The organism is Mesorhizobium sp. WSM3224 (assembly GCF_000427725.1).
GTDB lineage: Bacteria > Pseudomonadota > Alphaproteobacteria > Rhizobiales > Rhizobiaceae > Mesorhizobium.
This window is the reverse complement of sequence record NZ_ATYO01000005.1, coordinates 69722-88752: the sequence shown is the minus strand read 5'-3', so window position 1 is coordinate 88752 and position 19031 is coordinate 69722. Positions and strand designations below refer to the sequence as shown.

Genomic DNA, 19031 nt, shown 5'->3' with positions numbered 1-19031 from the left:
CGACGGCAAGGCATGGCCTGACCTGGCATTGGCCGCGCTGCCTTAATCTTAGGCAATTTGCATAGAGTGGCCACCGCGGCTTCCTAAATCATCGATTGCGCTTGATTTTCTCGGGCGAGGCCAGTGAAATGCTCTCAGAGGGGAGTACGCGATTGGCAGCGTTCGACGAAATGCTTCCGGAAGTCTCCGGATTGAGAAGACCTTATGAGGCTTACGATCGCTGGCTGAAGGAGCAGGACCCAGCCAGGCTTACCCAGAAAATGCAGGACGCCGAGCGCGTCTTCCGCAAGACCGGCATCACCTTCGCCGTCTATGGCGAGCAGGAAGCTTCCGAGCGGCTGATACCTTTCGACATCGTGCCGCGCATCCTTGCCGGCCAGGAATGGCGCCGGCTGACGCAAGGCATCGAGCAGCGCGTTCAGGCGCTGAACGCCTTTCTCGACGACATCTACCACCGCCAGGAGATCCTGCGCGCCGGGCGCGTGCCGAGGGAGCTTGTCGCCAAGAACGAGGCTTTCCTGCCCGAGATGATCGGCGTCAGGCCGCCGGCCGGCGTCTATACCCACATCATCGGCGTCGACATCGTGCGCATCTCGGAGAACGAATTCTACGTTCTGGAAGACAATGCCCGCACTCCCTCCGGCGTCTCCTACATGCTGGAGAACCGCGAGACGATGATGCAGCTCTTTCCGGAGCTGTTCCAGAAGATCAAGGTGAGGCCGGTCGAGGACTATCCGCAGCTTCTGCGCCAGTCGCTCGCCGCGGTGCGGCCGCAAAGCACCAAGGGCGCGCCGACCATCGCCGTGCTGACGCCGGGTTCCTATAACTCGGCCTATTTCGAACATGCTTTCCTTGCCGACCAGATGGGCGTGCAGCTCGTCGAAGGGCAGGATCTGCGTGTCATCGACGGCCATGTCGCGATGCGCACGACCGAGGGCTACAAGCAGATCGACGTGCTCTACCGGCGCGTCGACGATAATTTCCTCGATCCGCTGACTTTCCGGCCGGACTCCGCGCTCGGCGTGCCGGGCATCATGGATGTCTACCGCGCCGGCAACATCACTATCGCCAATGCGCCAGGCACCGGCATCGCCGACGACAAGGCGATCTATTCCTATATGCCGGAGATCGTCGAGTTCTACACCGGCCGCAAGGCGATCCTCGGCAACATCCCGACCTGGCGCTGCTCGGAGCCGGACAGCCTCAAATATGTGCTCGAGCACATCCACGAACTCGTCATCAAGGAAGTGCACGGCTCCGGCGGCTACGGCATGCTGGTCGGCCCGGCGGCGACCAAGAAGGAATGCCAGGATTTTGCCAAGAAGCTGGCGGCCAAGCCCTCGAACTACATCGCCCAGCCGACGCTGGCGCTGTCGACCTGCCCGATCCTGACCGAAAAGGGCCTGTCGCCGCGCCATGTCGACCTTCGGCCTTACGTGCTGGTTTCGGATCGTATCCAGATCGTACCGGGCGGCCTGACGCGCGTTGCCCTGAAAGAGGGATCCTTGGTGGTCAATTCCTCACAGGGGGGTGGCACAAAGGATACGTGGGTACTTGATGACTGAGCCGGGCAGGGAGACGCAACAATCATGAAACGCACTCTTCCCTATTCGCTATTCGCTACTCTCTATTCGCTAGCCCTAGGGGCCTGACATGCTTCTCGGCCGCACCGCAAACGGTCTCTACTGGATGAACCGCTATATCGAGCGGGCCGAAAACATGGCGCGCCTCGTCGATGCCGGACTGCGCATGGCGCTGACGCGCACGCAGAGCGCGTCCGAGGAATGGAACTCGGTGCTGCTCAGCGCCGGCTCTGACGTAACTTTTTCCCAGAAATATCAGGACTATACGGCCGCAAACGTCTCCGACTTCCTGCTGCGCGACATCTCGAACCCGTCGAGCACGATGTCGTCGATCGAGACGGCGCGCAACAATGCCCGCATGGTGCGCACGGCGCTGACGCGCGAGACCTGGGAAAGCATCAACGAAGCCTGGATGTCGCTGAAGCGCATGCTGGCACGGCCGATCGACGAGCGCGACCTGCCGACGGTGCTCGATGCCATCAAGCGTGAGACGGCGCTTATCCGCGGTTCGTTCTACGGCACGATGCTGCGCAACGAGATTTTCGATTTCTCGCAGCTCGGCACCTATGTCGAACGGGCCGACAACACGGCGCGCATCCTCGACGTGAAATATTATGTGCTGCTGCCGTCTCTGTCCTGGGTCGGCTCGACGCTGGACAACTACCAATGGGAGTCGATCCTGCGCTCGGTGTCGGCGCATCGCTCCTATCGCTGGGTTTATGAAGCCGACTACAAGCCGACGAATATTGCCGACTATCTGATCCTCAATGTGCGCATGCCGCGCTCGCTGACCTTCTGCTACCGCTTCCTCGGCGAGCACCTGAAATTCCTCGCCGACGATTATGGCGAGCGCCATGCATGCCATGGCACGGCCGATAAAATCCAGACGCTGCTCAAGAAGGGCTCGATCAAGGACATATTCGACCACGGCCTGCACGAGTTCCTGGCCGAGTTCATTCGCGACAACACCAGGCTGGGCGACGAGATCGCCCAGGATTACCGGTTCAATTGAGCAAGAGCTGAGGGCGGGCGTCATGCGGCTCAAGATCTCCCATCGCACCGAGTACCATTACGACGCGCCGGTACAGTATCTGCTGCAGCGGCTGCGCCTGCTGCCCATGAGCGGGCGCACGCAGACCGTCGGCTCCTGGGCGATCAAGGTCGAGGGCGCACGCGAGGAGGTGCGCTTTACCGACCATTTCGGCAACGACACGCGGCTGGTAAGCGCGGAGAGCGGTCACAGCTCGATCACCGTCGAAGCTGCAGGAGAAGTGATCACGCATGACACGGCGGGCGTAACGGGTCCGCATCAGGGCTTCGCGCCGCTCTGGCTGTTCGCGCAGCAGACGCGGCTCACCACAGCCGGCGCGGGCATACGTGAACTCGCCGGCATGCTCGGGCAAGGAACCGAGATCGAGCGGCTGCACCGGCTGATGGGGGCTATCGCCGAACGGGTCGCGTACAGACCGGGCACGACCAGCGTCGTGACGCCGGCCGAGGAAGCCCTTGCGCTGAAGTCCGGCGTCTGTCAGGACCACAGCCACATCTTCATCGCCGCGGCCGGGGTGCTCGGCTTTCCGGCCCGCTATGTCAGCGGCTATCTGATGATGGATGCGACCGTCGAGCAGGCGGCCAGCCACGCCTGGGCCGAAGCCTATGTCGTAGGGCTTGGATGGGTTGCCTTTGACCCGGCGAACGGTATCTCTCCCGACGAGCGCTATGTGCGGGTGGCGACGGGGCGCGACTACCGCGATGCCTCGCCCGTGTCGGGGATACTGCTGGGGCAGGCGCAAGAGAAGCTTGCCGTCACCGTCACGGTAGAGCAGTAATCTCCGCAAGATTCTGTGCCAGAAGAAATGCCATGACCTATTGTGTCGGCCTCAAGATCGATCGCGGCCTCGTGTTCATGTCGGACACGCGCACCAATGCCGGCATGGATTCGATCTCGACCTTCAGGAAGATGCACGTCTGGGAACAGCCCGGTGAGCGCGTCATCGTGCTGATGTCGGCGGGCAACCTTGCCACGACACAAGCCGTGGTCAGCCTGCTCGACGAGCGCAACAAGGCGGTCAGCGACCGCCACGAGAAGCTGCTCGAGACGCCGTCCATGTACCAGACGGTGCGGCTGGTCGGCGACACGGTCAAGGAAGTGATCGCGCATGCGTCGCCGGATGGCGAGAAGGCGGATTCCTATTTCAATGCCTCCTTCATCCTCGGCGGCCAGATCAAGGGCAGCCCGCCGAGGTTGTTCATGATCTATCCGGAAGGCAATTTCATCGAATCGACCGACGACACGCCGTTCTTCCAGATCGGCGAGACGAAATACGGCAAGCCGATCATCATCCGTGCCTATGACCGGGCGATGAGCCTGGCCGAGACGGTGAAGCTGCTTCTGGTTTCCTTCGATTCGACGTTGAAATCCAATCTTTCGGTCGGGCTGCCGCTCGATCTGCTGTTCCTGGAAAAGGATGCGTTCAAGGTCGGGCTGAACCGGCGGATCGGCCAGGACGATCCTTATTACCGCACCATTTCCGACGGCTGGTCCAGCGCGCTGAAAGTCGCCTTTTCAAATCTGCCGGATTTTCCGGGGTAGGGCGGGCCGATACCACCGTTGCCTCATTATATTTAACATGTTAAGCAACAGCTGAGAACCGTTCGGCCGGCCGGTACATCCGAGCGGCTGGTGGGAGGAAAATATGGACAATGAGGAATTCCGCGACTGGTCGAGGCGGGCGGCTGATTGGGGCGTCGATTACCGCGCCGGACTGCGCGACCGCCCGGTGCGGCCGGCAATCGCTCCGGGGGAGATATTTGAGAGTATCGAGGCCTCGGCGCCCGAAATGCCCGAGCCGATGGAAAAGATCTTCGCCGATTTTGAAACGAAGATCGTGCCGGGCATGACGCATTGGCAGCATCCGCGCTTCTTCGCTTATTTCCCGGCCAATGCGGCGCCGGTTTCGGTCGTGGCGGAATATCTGGTCTCGGCGATGGCGGCGCAGTGCATGCTGTGGCAGACCTCGCCCGCGGCGACCGAGCTGGAGACACGCATCGTCGACTGGATGCGCCAGGCGCTTGGCCTGCCGGGAGGCTTTTCCGGCGTCATCCAGGATTCGGCGTCGTCGGCGACGCTTGCCGCCGTGCTTACCATGCGCGAGCGGGCGCTCGACTGGCAGGGCAACAAAATGGGCCTGGCCGGGCAGGGCAGGCTGCGCATCTATTCCTCGGACCAGGTCCATACGTCGATCGACCGCGCCATCTGGGTCTCCGGTATCGGTGAGGAAAACCTCGTCCGCATCCCGGTTAGCGGACGCTTCCGCGCGATGGATACGGCGGCGCTGGAGGCTGCGATCATCGCCGATCGCAAAGCCGGCCTTTTGCCTGCCGGCATCATCGCCTGCGTCGGCGGCACCAGCACGGGCGGCACAGATGACATTGCGGCGGTGGCAGCAATCGCGAAGCAGCAGGGGCTTTACCTGCATGTCGATGCCGCCTGGGCCGGGTCGGCGATGATCTGCCCGGAATACCGGCATTTCTGGACCGGCGTCGAAGGCGCCGATTCCATCGTCTTCAACCCGCACAAATGGCTCGGCGCGCAGTTCGATTGCTCGATCCAGTTCGTGCGCCAGCCGGAAGACCTGGTGCGCACGCTGGCGATCAAGCCGGACTATCTGAAGACGCGCGGCCATGACGGCATCATCAACTATTCGGAATGGTCGGTGCCGCTCGGGCGCCGCTTCCGCGCGCTGAAACTCTGGTTCCTGCTGCGCGCCCATGGGCTCGAAGGCTTGCGCGCCATGATCCGCAACCATGTCGCCTGGAGCGAAGGGCTTGCCGCACGGCTGGCCAAGGAAACGGATTTCGAGATCAGTAGCGAGCCGATGCTGTCGCTTTTCTCATTCCGGCATCGCGCGGCAGCGGGCATCGATCCTGACGAGCACAATCTGCACCTGGTCGATGCCATCAATGCCGATGGGCGCATTTACCTGACGCAAACACGGGTCGATGGGTGCGTGGCGATCCGCTTCCAGGCCGGACAGTTCGAATCGACTGCAGCTGATGTCGATGCGGCGTTCGACGTCATAACCGAGATTGCCCGGCGCCCATCCTGAGGCGGCAAACATGTTACGCACGGGTTTGCCTTTGCAATCATATGATTTTCGTTAGCCGGCTTATGCCTTTTCTTCGCTTTCGTTTTCCGATATAGACGGAAAAAACGAAAATGGGAGGATACCGGATGTTTCTTTCGCCACGCCATGCTGAAATCATCCAGATGGCGAAAGACCATGGCCGGGTGCTGGTCGATGACCTAGCAACGCATTTCAACGTCACGCCGCAGACCATCCGCAAGGACCTCAACGATCTGTGCGATCAGCGCCTGCTTACCCGGATCCATGGCGGCGCGTTGTTCCCGTCCGGCATCGAGAACATGGAGTATGAGGCGCGGCGCAAGATCGCCGCCGACGAGAAGGAGGCGATCGGCAGCGCCGCGGCAAGACTGATCCCCGACAATGCCTCGCTGTTCATCAATATCGGCACCACGACCGAGGCCGTCAGCAAGGCGTTGCTCGACCATAGCGGGCTCATGGTCATTACCAATAACATCAATGTCGCCAATAGGATGCGCATCTATCCTACGATCGAGGTGGTGATCGCCGGCGGCGTGGTGCGCGGCTCCGACGGCGGCGTCGTCGGCGAGGCGGCGGTCGATTTCATCCGCCAGTTCAAGGTCGATTACGCCGTTATCGGCGCCTCGGCGATCGACCATGACGGCGCGCTGCTCGACTTCGATTTCCGGGAGGTGAAGGTGGCGCAGGCCATCATCGCCAATGCCCGCCATGTCATTCTGGTCTCCGACCAAACCAAGTTCGAGCGCACGGCGCCGGTCCGCATCGGCCATCTTTCGCAGGTGAATACCTTCATCACCGATCGTTGCGAGATCGCGTCGATCCGCAGGATCTGCGAGGAGACCGAGGTCCGGCTGATCGAGACAGCGCTGGAATAGGCTCCTGTCGCGGCTGACTCACGCAGTCGTGATATTTCGTTTGACATTCGGTTTGAGTTCGAAATAATTCCGCTACGGTTTCGTAAAACATAAAAATGGTGCAATGCGAAATCGTTGGAGGAACCTTTGGACGCATCTCCGATCCATGACATTTTCGTCATCGGCGGCGGCATCAATGGCTGCGGCATAGCACGCGACGCCGTCGGCCGCGGATTTTCGGTATACCTAGCCGAGATGAACGATCTGGCCAGCGGAACCTCGTCAGGCTCGACCAAGCTGATCCATGGCGGGCTGCGCTATCTCGAATTCTACGAGTTCCGGCTGGTGCGCGAAGCGCTGATGGAGCGCGAGGTTCTGTGGAAGAACGCGCCGCACATCATCTGGCCGATGCGCTTCGTGCTGCCTTACGCCAAGGGCCTCAGGCCCGCCTGGCTGATCCGGCTCGGACTTTTCCTCTACGATCACATCGGCGGGCGCAAGCTGCTGCCGGCGACGAAGACGCTGGACATGGCTAGCGATCCGGCGGGCAAGCCGCTCAAGCCATTGTTCCGCAAGGCATTCGAATATTCCGACGGTTGGGTCAACGATGCGCGCCTGGTGGCGCTGAACGCGCGTGACGCCGCCGACCGGGGCGCCGTCGTCCGCACCCGCACCAGGGTCGTCAGCGCGCGGCGCGACGGCGCGCTTTGGACCGTGAAAGTGCAGAATGTGCTCACCGGTGAGACCGAGGAGGTTCGTGCGCGGCTTCTGGTCAACGCCGCCGGCCCGTGGGTCGATCACGTGCTCTCGACCGCCGTCGGCCAGAACGACGTCCACAATGTCCGCCTCGTGCAGGGCAGCCATATCGTCATCAACAAGAAGTTCGACGATCCACGCGCCTATTTCTTCCAGAATAAGGACGGTCGCATCATCTTCGCCATTCCTTACGAGGAAGAATTCACCCTGATCGGCACCACCGACCGAGACTATCCCGGCGATCCGCATGACGTGAAGATATCCGATACCGAGATCGACTATCTCTGCGCCGCGGCAAGCGAATATTTCGCGCAACCGGTGAAGCGCTCCGACATCGTCTGGACCTATTCGGCGGTGCGCCCGCTGTATGACGACGGCGCCTCGAAGGCGCAGGAGGCGACGCGCGACTATGTGCTGAAGGCCGATGGCGGGGAGGGCGCCGCCCCCTTGCTCAACGCCTTCGGGGGTAAGATCACGACCTTCCGCCGGCTGGCGGAATCGATGCTGGAGAAGATCGAAGGGTTTCTCGGCAAGCGCGGCAAGCCGTGGACGCATGACGCGCCATTGCCGGGCGGCGATTTTCCGGCGACCGGTTTCGATGCCCAGGTCGCGAGGCTCAAGAACACCTATCCGTTCCTCGACCAGCGGCTGGCGCGCCGGTTCACCCGGCTTTACGGCACGCGCGCGGAAAAGCTGCTCGGGCTCGCCAGGTCGAATGCCGATCTCGGTCGCAATTTCGGTGCCGACCTCTTTGAGGCGGAGGTCCGCTACCTGGCTGAAAATGAATGGGCGGTCACCGCCGAGGACGTGCTGTGGCGCCGCACCAAGCGCGGCCTGCATTTCAGCCGCGAGCAGACGGCTTCACTGGAAGAATTCATGCGTGGACTGAGCAGCCGTCATGTCGCGGCCGCGGAATGAGGATCGGCCGCTGATGCGCAAGGCCTGGGAGGAGGCGTGATGCTGGAGCTGAGGAACGTGACGAAGACGGTCGGCGCGCAGGAGCATATCCGCGACGTGTCGCTGACGCTTCAGCACGGCTCGCTGAATGTCCTGCTTGGACCGACGCTTTCCGGCAAGACCAGCCTGATGCGGCTGATGGCCGGTCTCGACGCGCCGACCTCCGGCTCGGTCTGGTTCGACGGCAAGGACGTGACCGGACAGAAGGTGCAGAAGCGCAACGTTGCCATGGTCTACCAGCAGTTCATCAATTATCCGGCGATGACCGTCTACGAGAATATCGCCTCGCCGCTTCGGGTTGCAGGCGTCGACCAGGCCAGGATCGACAAGGAGGTGCGCAACGCCGCGGCTCTGCTGAAGCTCACACCCTATCTCGACCGCACGCCGCTCAGCCTGTCGGGCGGCCAGCAGCAGCGCACCGCGCTTGCCCGCGCCATCGTCAAGAATGCCAGCCTGGTGCTGCTCGACGAGCCTTTGGCCAATCTCGACTACAAGCTGCGCGAGGAATTGCGGGCCGAGCTGCCGAAGATCTTTGCCGCTTCCGGCACCATCTTCGTCTATGCCACCACCGAACCGCACGAGGCGCTGCTTCTGGGTGGCAATACCGCCACGCTTTCGGAAGGCCGTGTCACGCAATTCGGCCCGACCGTGGAAGTGTTCCGCAAACCGGTCGACCTGATGACGGCACGGACCTTCGCCGATCCGCCGCTCAACACGATCGTGCTCTCGAAGAAGGGCTCGGACTTCCTGCTCGAAGGCGGCGTCAAGCTGCCGGTGCCGCCGGAGCTCACCGGCTCTCCGGACGCGAGCTACACGATCGGCTTCCAGCCGCATCATCTGTCGCTGGAGCGACCGAACGCCAGCGCCGTGCCGGTGCGGGCGAAGGTCACCATTACAGAGATCACCGGCTCGGAAAGCTTCGTCCATCTCGACTTTGCGGACGCGCGCTGGGTGATGCTTGCGCATGGCATCCTCGACTTCGAGACGGACGACGAAGTCGAGGTGTACATCGATCCGCGCCACATCATGGTTTTCGACCAGAATGGCCGCGCCGTGACGGCGTCGAAGCTGGCGGCCTGAGGAGCAAACGATGGCGCGCATCGAGGTCAACCATATCCGCCACTCCTACCTGCCCAATCCGCAGAAGGACCAGGATTTCGCGCTGAAGGAGGTGCATTACACCTTCGAGGATGGCGGCGCCTATGCGCTGCTCGGGCCGTCGGGCTGCGGCAAGACGACCTTGCTCAACATCATTTCGGGACTGCTGCACCCCTCGCACGGCAAGTTGCTGTTCAACGGCCGGGACGTGACCAATCTGTCGACGCAGGAGCGAAACATCGCGCAGGTGTTCCAGTTCCCGGTCATCTACGACACGATGACGGTCTACGACAATCTGGCCTTCCCGCTGCGCAATCGCCGCGTGCCGGAGGCGGACGTCGACCGCAAGGTGCGCGAGACGCTGGACATGATCGATCTCGCCTCCATGGCGAACCGGAAGGCGCGCCGGCTGACGGCCGACCAGAAGCAAAAAATCTCGCTTGGCCGCGGCCTGGTGCGCTCCGACGTCAACGCCATCCTGTTCGACGAGCCGCTGACCGTCATCGACCCGCATATGAAGTGGGTGCTGCGCTCGCAGTTGAAGCAGCTGCATCGCCGCTTCGGCTACACCATGGTTTATGTCACGCACGATCAGACCGAGGCGCTGACCTTCGCCGACCAGGTCGTGGTCATGTATGACGGCGGCATCGTGCAGATCGGCACGCCGGCGGAACTGTTCGAGCGTCCGAGCCACACCTTCGTCGGCTATTTCATCGGTTCGCCCGGCATGAATGTGCTGCCGGTATCGCTTGAAGGCAGGACGGCGAAGCTCGGCGCGCAGCGCATCGAACTGCCCGGCGTGCCCAAGGCCGGGGCCGGCGCCGTCGAGCTCGGTATCCGGCCGGAATATGTGCGGCTCGGCCGTGAAGGCATGGCTGTGCAGGTCAGCAAGGTCGAGGACGTCGGCCGCCACAAGGTCGTGCGCGCCAATCTCGAGGGTAAGGAGATCGCGGCCGTCATCGGTGAGGACGACGAGGTCCCGGCCGACCCGAAAGTCAGCTTCGACCCGGCCGGCATCAACATCTATGCCGATTCCTGGCGCGTCGAGATGGGGGCATAGATGGACAAGACCTGGAACAACAAGGCCTGGTTCCTCGTCCTGCCGGTGCTGGTGCTGGTGGCGTTCTCGGCCGTCATCCCGCTGATGACGGTCGTCAATTATTCGGTGCAGGACACGTTCGGCAACAACGTCTTCTTCTGGGCCGGCACGGAATGGTTCGAGGAATTGCTGCACTCCGACCGCTTCTGGGAAGCGATGGTGCGCAACCTGATCTTCTCCTTCATCATCCTGGCGATCCAGGTGCCGCTCGGCATCTTCATCGCGCTCAACATGCCGAAGAAGGGCTGGGGCGTGCCGGTCTGCCTGGTGCTGATGGCGCTGCCGCTTCTGGTTCCGTGGAACGTGGTCGGCACGATCTGGCAGGTGTTTGGCCGCAACGACATCGGCCTGCTCGGTTACTACGTCAACGCGCTCGGCATCGACTACAATTATGTGCAGGACCCGATCGACGCCTGGGTCACCGTCATCATCATGGATGTCTGGCACTGGACCAGCCTGGTCGTGCTGCTCTGCTATGCCGGCCTGGTCTCTATCCCCGACGCCTTCTACCAGGCGGCCAAGATCGACGGCGCTTCGCGCTGGGCGGTGTTCCGCTACATCCAGCTGCCGAAGATGCAGCGCGTGCTTCTGATCGCCGTGCTGTTGCGCTTCATGGACTCCTTCATGATCTACACCGAGCCCTTCGTGGTTACCGGCGGCGGTCCCGGCAATTCAACGACCTTCCTGTCGATCGACCTCGTCAAGACGGCACTCGGCCAGTTCGATCTCGGTCCGGCGGCGGCCATGTCGCTGATCTATTTCCTGATCATCCTGTTGTTGTCGTGGGTGTTCTACACCGTGATGACCAACTACGACGCGGAGCGCTGATATGGCGGGCGCCAACGAGACGACACGCGTAAGCGAAGCGGCGATCACCGAGGTCGGCAGCACGCTGTCGCAGGACGAGGTGGCAAAGCTGATGCGACGCCGCGGCGAGGAATCGCGCTGGTGGTGGATCGTGCCGACGATCTACATCATCGTGCTTCTCCTACCGATCTACTGGCTCATCAACATGAGCTTCAAGACCAATGCGGAGATCGTCTCGTCGCTGACGCTGTTCCCGCACAATCCGACATTGGCGAACTATCGCACCATCTTCACCGATGCCTCCTGGTACTCGGGCTATATCAACTCGATCACCTATGTGGTGATGAACATGGTGATATCGGTGGCGGTCGCGCTGCCGGCTGCCTATGCCTTCTCGCGCTACCGCTTCCTCGGCGACAAGCACCTGTTCTTCTGGCTGCTCACCAACCGCATGGCGCCGCCGGCGGTGTTCGCTTTGCCGTTCTTCCAGCTCTATTCGGCCTTCGGTCTGATCGACACGCATATCGCGGTGGCGCTGGCCCACTGCCTGTTCAACGTGCCGCTGGCGGTGTGGATCCTCGAAGGCTTCATGTCCGGCGTACCGAAGGAGATCGACGAGACCGCCTATATCGACGGCTATTCGTTCCCGCGCTTCTTCGTCAAGATCTTCATGCCGCTGATCGCCAGCGGTATCGGCGTCGCCTGCTTCTTCTGCTTCATGTTCTCATGGGTGGAGCTTCTGATCGCGCGCACGCTGACCACGACCGCTGCCAAGCCGATCGCCGCCACCATGACCCGCACGGTCTCTGCCGCCGGCATGGACTGGGGCCTGCTTGCCGCCGCCGGCGTGCTGACGCTGATCCCCGGCGCTTTGGTCATCTGGTTCGTGCGAAACTATATCGCCAAGGGCTTTGCCCTGGGGAGGGTCTAAGCCATGAACCTCGACTTCTCCTGGATGGCGTGGACGTGGCCGACGGCCGCCTTCTTCATCGTCATCGCGCTGATGCTGTGCGGCATGGGCGTCTGGGAATATGTCTCGCCGGGCGGCAATCCGCGCATCGGCGTGCTGCGCTTCGAGACGACGCGCGGCGACCGTCTTTTCCTGTCGCTGCTCGGCAGCGCCTTCATCCATCTCGCTTGGTTGGGTCTGGTAGGACCCAACCTGTGGTGGGCTCTCGCTCTCTCCGTGGTCTACGCCATCGGCGTGTTCCGATACGTATAGAGGGGGAATAGTCGGAGCGGCCGCGTGCTGGCGGCCGCCCGGATCGAACTTGAAACCGAAAGTCTGGAGGAGACACATGCGACGGCAATTTCTAATATCGACGACCGCCCTTGCCCTATTGGTCGGAGCGGGTCACGCCTATGCCGGAATGGACGAGGCAAAAGCCTTTCTCGACAAGGAGATAGGTGACCTGTCGACGCTTTCACGCGCCGACCAGGAAAAGGAAATGCAGTGGTTCATCGACGCAGCCAAGCCGTTCGCCGGCATGGACATCAAGGTCGTGTCGGAAACCATCGCCACCCATCAGTACGAGTCACAGGTGCTGGCACCGGCCTTCTCCGCCATCACCGGCATCAAGGTCACGCATGACGTCATCCAGGAGGGCGACGTCGTCGAGAAGATCCAGACCCAGATGCAGACCGGCCAGAACCTTTATGACGGCTGGGTCAACGACTCCGACCTGATCGGCACGCACTGGCGCTACCAGCAAGTGCGCAACCTGACCGACTGGATGGCGAACGAGGGCAAGGATGTCACCAATCCGAACCTCGACCTGAAGGATTTCATCGGCACCTCGTTCACGACGGCGCCCGACAAGAAGCTCTATCAGCTGCCCGACCAGCAGTTCGCGAACCTCTATTGGTTCCGCTACGACTGGTTCAACGACGAGAAGAACAAGGCCGACTTCAAGGCCAAATACGGCTACGACCTCGGTGTTCCCGTCAACTGGTCGGCTTATGAGGACATCGCCGAGTTCTTCACCGGCCGCGAGATCGACGGCAAGAAGGTCTATGGCCACATGGACTACGGCAAGAAGGACCCGTCGCTCGGCTGGCGGTTCACCGACGCCTGGCTGTCCATGGCCGGCAATGGCGACAAAGGCATTCCGAACGGTCTGCCCGTCGACGAATGGGGCATCAAGGTCGACGAGAATTCGCGTCCTGTCGGCTCCTGCACCGCGCGCGGCGGCGACACCAACGGCCCGGCCGCCGTCTACTCGATCCAGAAGTACCTCGACTGGCTGAAGGCCTACGCACCGGCCGAAGCCCAGGGTATGACCTTCTCCGAATCCGGCCCGGTGCCGGCGCAGGGCGCGGTCGCACAGCAGATCTTCTGGTACACCGCCTTCACCGCTTCGATGGTCGATGCCGGCGCCAAAGCGGTGCTGAACGACGACGGCACGCCGAAGTGGCGCATGGCGCCGTCGCCGCACGGCGTCTACTGGAAGGACGGCATGAAGCTCGGCTACCAGGACGTGGGTTCCTGGACGCTGATGAAGTCGACGCCGGACGATCGCGCCAAGGCCGCCTGGCTCTATGCGCAGTTCGTCACCTCGAAGACGGTCGACGTGAAGAAGAGCCATGTCGGCTTGACCTTCATCCGCGAGAGCACGATCCATGACAAGAGCTTCACCGAGCGCGCTCCGAAGCTCGGCGGTCTGATCGAGTTCTATCGTTCGCCGGCCCGCGTCCAGTGGTCGCCGACCGGCACCAACGTGCCCGACTATCCGAAGCTGGCTCAGCTCTGGTGGCAGGCGATCGGCGACGCGTCGTCGGGCGCCAAGACGGCGCAGGAAGCAATGGACTCGCTCTGCGCCGAGCAGGAAAAGGTCATGACCCGCATCGAGAAATCGGGCGTCCAGGGCGATATCGGCCCGAAGATGGCCGAAGAGCATGACCTGGCCTACTGGAACGCCGACGCGGTCAAGAAAGGCAATCTCGCTCCTCAGCTGAAGATCGAGAACGAGAAGGAAAAGCCGATCACCGTCAACTATGACGAACTGGTCAAGAGCTGGCAGAAGTAACTGCATGACGTGGGCGGGCTCGCCCGCGTAAGAAATGCGGGGGAGGCGGCTTTGCCGTCTCCCCTGTTGCATGAGGAGTGGAGGAAGCGGAATGAGCGGTTTTGTGCTGGCCATCGACCAGGGAACGACATCGACCCGGGCGATCCTGTTCGACGACAAGATGAAAGTCGCCGGCACCGGCCAGCAGGAATTCACGCAGCATTATCCGGCCTCCGGCTGGGTCGAGCATGACCCGGAAGACATCTGGGTGAGTGTTCTCGCCACGGTGAAAGCGGCCCTGAAGGCCGCCGGCCGCACGGCATCGGATGTGGCGGCGATCGGCATCACCAACCAGCGCGAGACGGTGGTCATCTGGGACAAGGCGACGGGCGGGCCGATCCACAACGCCATTGTCTGGCAGGACAGGCGCACGGCATCGCTTTGCCAAAAGCTGAAAAAGCAAGGGCTGGAGAAGACATTCACGAAGAAGACCGGCCTGCTGCTCGATCCCTATTTCTCCGGCACCAAGATCGCCTGGATGCTGGACAAGGTGAAAGGCGCGAGGAAGCGTGCCGAGAAGGGCGAATTGCTCGCCGGCACCATCGATAGTTTTCTCATCTGGCGGCTAACGGGCGGCAAGGTGCACGCCACCGACGCCACCAATGCCTCGCGCACGCTGGTCTACAACATCGAGAAGAACGTCTGGGACGACGAGCTGCTCTCGATCCTGAACATACCGGCCGCGATCCTGCCGCAGGTGAAGGATTGCGCCGATGATTTCGGCGTCACCGAAAAGAGCCTTTTCGGGACCGAGATGCGCATCCTCGGCGTCGCCGGCGACCAGCATGCGGCCACCATCGGCCAAGCCTGCTTCGAACCCGGCATGATGAAATCCACCTACGGCACCGGCTGCTTCGCGCTGCTCAACACGGGTGCCGACCTGGTGCGCTCGAAAAACAGGCTGCTCACCACCATCGCCTACCGGCTGAACGGCAAGACCACCTATGCGCTGGAGGGCTCGATCTTCATTGCGGGCGCCGCCGTGCAGTGGCTGCGTGACGGCATCAAGGTCATCGGCAAAGCCGAGCAGAGTGGCGCCTTGGCGGCGACCGCCGACCCGACGCAACAAGTCTATCTGGTGCCGGCCTTCGTCGGCCTTGGCGCGCCGCATTGGGACGCGGATGCCCGCGGCGCCATCTTCGGCCTGACGCGCAATTCAGGCCCGGCGGAATTTGCGCGCGCCGCACTTGAATCCGTCGCCTTCCAGACGCGCGACCTGCTCGACGCAATGCGCAAGGACTGGAAAGGCGCCTCGGCCAAGACGGTGCTTCGCGTCGATGGCGGCATGGTGGCTTCCGACTGGACCATGCAGCGGCTCGCCGACATTCTCGATGCGCCGGTCGACCGCCCGACGATCCTGGAGACGACAGCCTTGGGTGCCGCATGGCTCGCTGGCTCCAAGGCGGGCGTGTGGCCGAAGGCAAAGGAATTCGCCAGGAGCTGGGCGCTCGAACGGCGCTTCAAGCCGGAGATGGACGCTTCCACACGCTCGGCAAAGCTGGCAGGTTGGCGCGATGCGGTGCGACGGACATTGAGTGTGCAATAGCGTTTGCTGGACCGGGCGAGGGGAATGCAACCGGATTGGTATCCTGACTGGCGTGATGAGGCCTTCGAACAGCTCACCGCCAAGAACGCGCGCCTGGAGAAGGATTTCCGTCTCGGCAGTTGGTCGCGCTATGACTACGACTTGACGGCCGGAAATCTGGTGTTCTCCGACCAGGGTGGCGTCAAGGTCGTTTCAAAAATCCAGATTGCGGGCTCCACCAGCGCCAAGGCCGACAACTGGCTATGGGCTTGGGCCAATTCCAACTTGCCGGGCGACCTTCTCGGCGACGCGAAGCTGGTTCGGTCCTTCGGTGAGGAAAAGAGCATAGACGACCTGGCACAGGCATACGTGATCGATACGAGCGGTGACCTGGAGGCGCTCGGCTGGGAACTGACCGCGGCGATGGTTCGTGTTTGCAATGCGCTCGGGGCTTACCGCTCCCCGCGGGGCGAAGGCGGAGCGTTGTATCTGGTTTTCAAGAACATACGATGGGCGACCTGATCCAGCCTTGGCGCTGCGACGCGAAATCAAACGAGAAAGCCCGTGCCTCGAGGCACGGGCTCTCTCAACGACCCTGGGTACTGACTGGAGGCCGTCAGTAGGGCGAGACGCACTCCTGACGCGGGCCGTTGTTAGGCTGGAAAGTGTTGTCCGAGGCGCGATACGAACGGTACCGGTCATAGCACCATTGGACATGCGAGTTGCCGCGGTACACGCGGTTGCTCTCACTGTTGACGATGGCGCCGGTGATCAGCGCGCCGGTGGCGAAAGCAGCCAGCGGGAACCAATAGTCGCCATGGCGGCGATAACCGCGGTGATATTCGCGATAGCCGCGATGGCCGCGCCAGTACATGGCGCCGTTGCGGGAATACATGCCTTCACGGGAGCGATTGAAACCACGGCGCTTCCGCCAGTCCTGGTATTGCACGGTCTGGATATTCGAGAGGTCCTGGCTCTGCGGCACATAGTTCGGCTGGGCGTTGACGGGCACGATCTCCGCCGCTGCGAACGAAGCCGATAGCACGGTTGCCAACAGACCCGATGCGATCTTGTTCATGATCTTCTCCTTGAAGGGTTGGTTGCCGTCCTCTGTGCGAGAAAAAACGGGCAGCGGTTGCAATTGTTCCGCCAAAACGCCAAGCCGCCGTTCAAGTCATCTTGCCGGATCCCGTCCAATGGAGCGCGGCGGGCCTGGGTAATAACATGCATGAAAACAAGAGCTTAAAGTGCGTCGCGTGAAGCTGATCAACGCCACGCACGCGACCGAAGCGTCTCCCTTCCGGCCTTGCCGTGGGGCCATTTTCGGCTCCTGGCGGAGGACTGTCGGGCGTTTCCACGAACGGTTAGAAGGGACCTTGAGGTCGCGAAAAAGCAGGATTTGCAGGCCATCTTTTTCCGGTTGACCGGCCGCGGCACTCTCCCTATGTTCCGCGCACTTTCAAGGGCGGCGTTTCGAGCCTGCGGGAGCGCGTAGCTCAGCCGGTAGAGCAACTGACTTTTAATCAGTAGGTCATGGGTTCGAATCCCATCGCGCTCACCAATTATCCAAAAAAAATCAAATAGATACCAAGATCAAATCTATTAAGGCTTCCAAATCCGGATGGAACCAAAGGCCATCCGCGGCAGTTCCCCGTTCGAAGGGACCGTAATTCAGGATGCGGACAGTGGACGTACTGAACTTGGAACTGGCCAGGGCCAGGCAGCGCGTCAAGCGCGCAGAGATTTCGCTCAATCACGCAAAAGAAATGCTGGACGAAGCCTGTGGCGTCGGGATCAACCTTGCGCTGTGCGGCCGGATAAGGTCGGAACAAAGGCGAGTGGCTGAGGCCAGAAAGCGGCTGATGAAGATCGCTCCCACTGCCTAAGGCTGACGGCGTGACTTTTCCAATCGGCCAAGCACGACCGACGCAACCTTGTCCATGGACAGGGTCGTGGTTAAACTCGGGGCCTCCGAAGGAGGCTCCAGGATGACACTTGACCTTTCGGTAGATGCCCGTGCCCGCAAGGCGGCGACGCCGCCCGGCAGATATCTCTTCGGTCCGGTCGCCGATTTCCTCATGCTGGGGGGCAGCGCTTTTCTGATCCTGCCGGTGCTGTTCTTGGTGCCGCGCGACTATGAAGGCCCGTTGGCCGCGACGATGGTCGTTGTGGCCTATGGGGTGAACTATCCGCACTTCGCCCATTCCTACCAGATTTTTTATCGCAATTTCGGCCGCAAGGTGCGTGGCGACGGCTACGACAGGAGCCTGCAGCTTCGCTACTTTTTCGCCGGAATCATTGTTCCGGCGGTCATGGCCTTGTTCTTTGCCTACGGCGCGGCGACGTCGAATACGCGGCTGCTCGGATTTGCGGCCAACGCCATGTTCTTCTTCGTCGGCTGGCATTACGTCAAGCAAGGCTACGGCATGCTGATGGTCGACGCCGTGCTGAAGCGCAAATTCTTCGATGGCCGGGACAAGAAAGTGCTGCTGGTCAACAGCTACGCAGTGTGGATCCTGGCCTGGCTGCAGACGAACACGGCAGTGACGCGGGGGCAGTATTACGGCCTTCAATATTACACCTTCGCGGCGCCATCCTGGATCACCGACATCGCCGTGCTGGCGGCCGTCGGATCGACGGTGGCCACGCTTTTGATGCTGGTCAACCGCTGGCGAAGAAATGGCGGCGGCCTGCCTTACAATGGCATCGTGGCCTATGTCGCCTCGCTCTATCTCTGGATCCTGATTGCGAGGATAAACCCGCTCTGGCTGCTTGTGGTCCCGGCTCTCCACTCGCTGCAATACCTTGCCGTGGTCTGGCGCTACCAGACCAATGTCGAGCGTGACGTCGAGGATGCCGCGCGGGAGCCGGAGCCGAAAATACTATCGGTATTCGGGCCGCGTTACCGGCTGCGGGTGCTGGGATTCGTCATCGGGGGAGCGGCCCTTGGCTATCTCGGCTTCTGGCTGATCCCGTTCGTGCTGACCGCCCTGATCCCGTACGACAGCCAAGTCCTCGGCTCCTCGCTGTTCTTCTTCATCGTGCTGATCTTCATCAACGTGCACCACTATTTTCTGGACAATGTCATGTGGCGCCGCGGCAATCCGGAAGTGTCGAAATATTTGTTCCGGTAAGATCTGAACTCGGAGCTGATGCCGCA

Annotated in this window: 18 protein-coding genes and 1 tRNA gene; 18 read left to right on the top strand and 1 reads right to left on the bottom strand. The window is 61.8% G+C overall.

Annotated elements, in window-relative coordinates; genetic code table 11:
• The first annotated feature begins 152 nt into the window (after window positions 1-152).
• The 15 genes from YU3_RS0110965 to YU3_RS0110895 all read left to right on the top strand — a co-directional run bounded on the left by YU3_RS0110965 (window position 153) and on the right by YU3_RS0110895 (window position 16393).
• Complete coding sequence (locus YU3_RS0110965) at window positions 153-1565, top strand: circularly permuted type 2 ATP-grasp protein (RefSeq protein ID WP_027166285.1); 1413 nt, start codon at window positions 153-155, stop codon at window positions 1563-1565.
• A gap of 88 nt (window positions 1566-1653) precedes the next feature.
• On the top strand, window positions 1654-2595 hold the full coding sequence (locus YU3_RS0110960; protein ID WP_027166284.1) for an alpha-E domain-containing protein: 942 nt from the start codon (window positions 1654-1656) through the stop codon (window positions 2593-2595).
• Window positions 2596-2617: 22 nt separating this feature from the next.
• On the top strand, window positions 2618-3412 hold the full coding sequence (locus tag YU3_RS0110955) for a transglutaminase family protein (protein WP_027166283.1): 795 nt from the start codon (window positions 2618-2620) through the stop codon (window positions 3410-3412).
• 32 nt (window positions 3413-3444) lie between these two features.
• Window positions 3445-4176, top strand: a complete 732-nt coding sequence (locus tag YU3_RS0110950; protein WP_027166282.1) for a peptidase — start codon at window positions 3445-3447, stop codon at window positions 4174-4176.
• A gap of 103 nt (window positions 4177-4279) precedes the next feature.
• Window positions 4280-5692: a pyridoxal-dependent decarboxylase gene (locus YU3_RS0110945; RefSeq protein ID WP_027166281.1), complete on the top strand. Its 1413-nt coding sequence runs from the start codon at window positions 4280-4282 to the stop codon at window positions 5690-5692.
• Window positions 5693-5817: 125 nt separating this feature from the next.
• The gene (locus YU3_RS0110940; protein WP_027166280.1) at window positions 5818-6585 is read left to right on the top strand and encodes a DeoR/GlpR family DNA-binding transcription regulator; all 768 of its coding nucleotides are present in this window, start codon (window positions 5818-5820) and stop codon (window positions 6583-6585) included.
• A gap of 126 nt (window positions 6586-6711) precedes the next feature.
• Window positions 6712-8238: a glycerol-3-phosphate dehydrogenase gene (gene glpD, locus YU3_RS0110935; RefSeq protein WP_027166279.1), complete on the top strand. Its 1527-nt coding sequence runs from the start codon at window positions 6712-6714 to the stop codon at window positions 8236-8238.
• Between the two features lie 39 nt (window positions 8239-8277).
• A complete protein-coding gene (locus YU3_RS0110930; RefSeq protein ID WP_027166278.1) occupies window positions 8278-9357 on the top strand; it encodes an ABC transporter ATP-binding protein in 1080 nt (359 codons plus the stop codon).
• 10 nt (window positions 9358-9367) lie between these two features.
• Window positions 9368-10435: an ABC transporter ATP-binding protein gene (locus YU3_RS0110925; protein ID WP_027166277.1), complete on the top strand. Its 1068-nt coding sequence runs from the start codon at window positions 9368-9370 to the stop codon at window positions 10433-10435.
• On the top strand, window positions 10436-11302 hold the full coding sequence (locus YU3_RS0110920) for a sugar ABC transporter permease (protein ID WP_027166276.1): 867 nt from the start codon (window positions 10436-10438) through the stop codon (window positions 11300-11302).
• A gap of 1 nt (window position 11303) precedes the next feature.
• Window positions 11304-12212 carry a carbohydrate ABC transporter permease gene (locus tag YU3_RS0110915; protein ID WP_027166275.1) on the top strand — a complete coding sequence of 303 codons (909 nt, stop codon included), beginning with the start codon at window positions 11304-11306 and terminating at the stop codon, window positions 12210-12212.
• 3 nt (window positions 12213-12215) lie between these two features.
• Window positions 12216-12503 carry a DUF2160 domain-containing protein gene (locus tag YU3_RS0110910; protein WP_027166274.1) on the top strand — a complete coding sequence of 96 codons (288 nt, stop codon included), beginning with the start codon at window positions 12216-12218 and terminating at the stop codon, window positions 12501-12503.
• 76 nt (window positions 12504-12579) lie between these two features.
• Entirely contained in the window at window positions 12580-14307 is a 1728-nt protein-coding gene (locus YU3_RS0110905; protein ID WP_027166273.1) for an ABC transporter substrate-binding protein, read from the top strand.
• A 91-nt stretch (window positions 14308-14398) separates the two neighbouring features.
• The gene (gene glpK, locus YU3_RS0110900) at window positions 14399-15892 is read left to right on the top strand and encodes a glycerol kinase GlpK (RefSeq protein ID WP_027166272.1); all 1494 of its coding nucleotides are present in this window, start codon (window positions 14399-14401) and stop codon (window positions 15890-15892) included.
• 24 nt (window positions 15893-15916) lie between these two features.
• On the top strand, window positions 15917-16393 hold the full coding sequence (locus YU3_RS0110895) for a DUF6882 domain-containing protein (RefSeq protein ID WP_027166271.1): 477 nt from the start codon (window positions 15917-15919) through the stop codon (window positions 16391-16393).
• 94 nt (window positions 16394-16487) lie between these two features.
• Here the strand turns inward: YU3_RS0110895 and YU3_RS0110890 are convergent, their stop codons facing one another.
• The gene (locus YU3_RS0110890; RefSeq protein ID WP_027166270.1) at window positions 16488-16949 is read right to left on the bottom strand and encodes a BA14K family protein; all 462 of its coding nucleotides are present in this window, start codon (window positions 16947-16949) and stop codon (window positions 16488-16490) included.
• A gap of 407 nt (window positions 16950-17356) precedes the next feature.
• On the opposite strand from YU3_RS0110890, the gene YU3_RS0110885 reads away from it, so the two are divergent.
• The 3 genes from YU3_RS0110885 (at window position 17357) to YU3_RS0110875 (ending at window position 19005) form a co-directional block, all read left to right on the top strand.
• A tRNA-Lys gene (locus YU3_RS0110885) sits at window positions 17357-17432 on the top strand.
• A 124-nt stretch (window positions 17433-17556) separates the two neighbouring features.
• Window positions 17557-17757, top strand: coding sequence for a hypothetical protein (locus YU3_RS0110880; RefSeq protein ID WP_245273480.1), 201 nt, complete (start codon window positions 17557-17559; stop codon window positions 17755-17757).
• A 102-nt stretch (window positions 17758-17859) separates the two neighbouring features.
• The gene (locus YU3_RS0110875; protein ID WP_027166268.1) at window positions 17860-19005 is read left to right on the top strand and encodes a hypothetical protein; all 1146 of its coding nucleotides are present in this window, start codon (window positions 17860-17862) and stop codon (window positions 19003-19005) included.
• Window positions 19006-19031 lie beyond the last annotated feature (26 nt).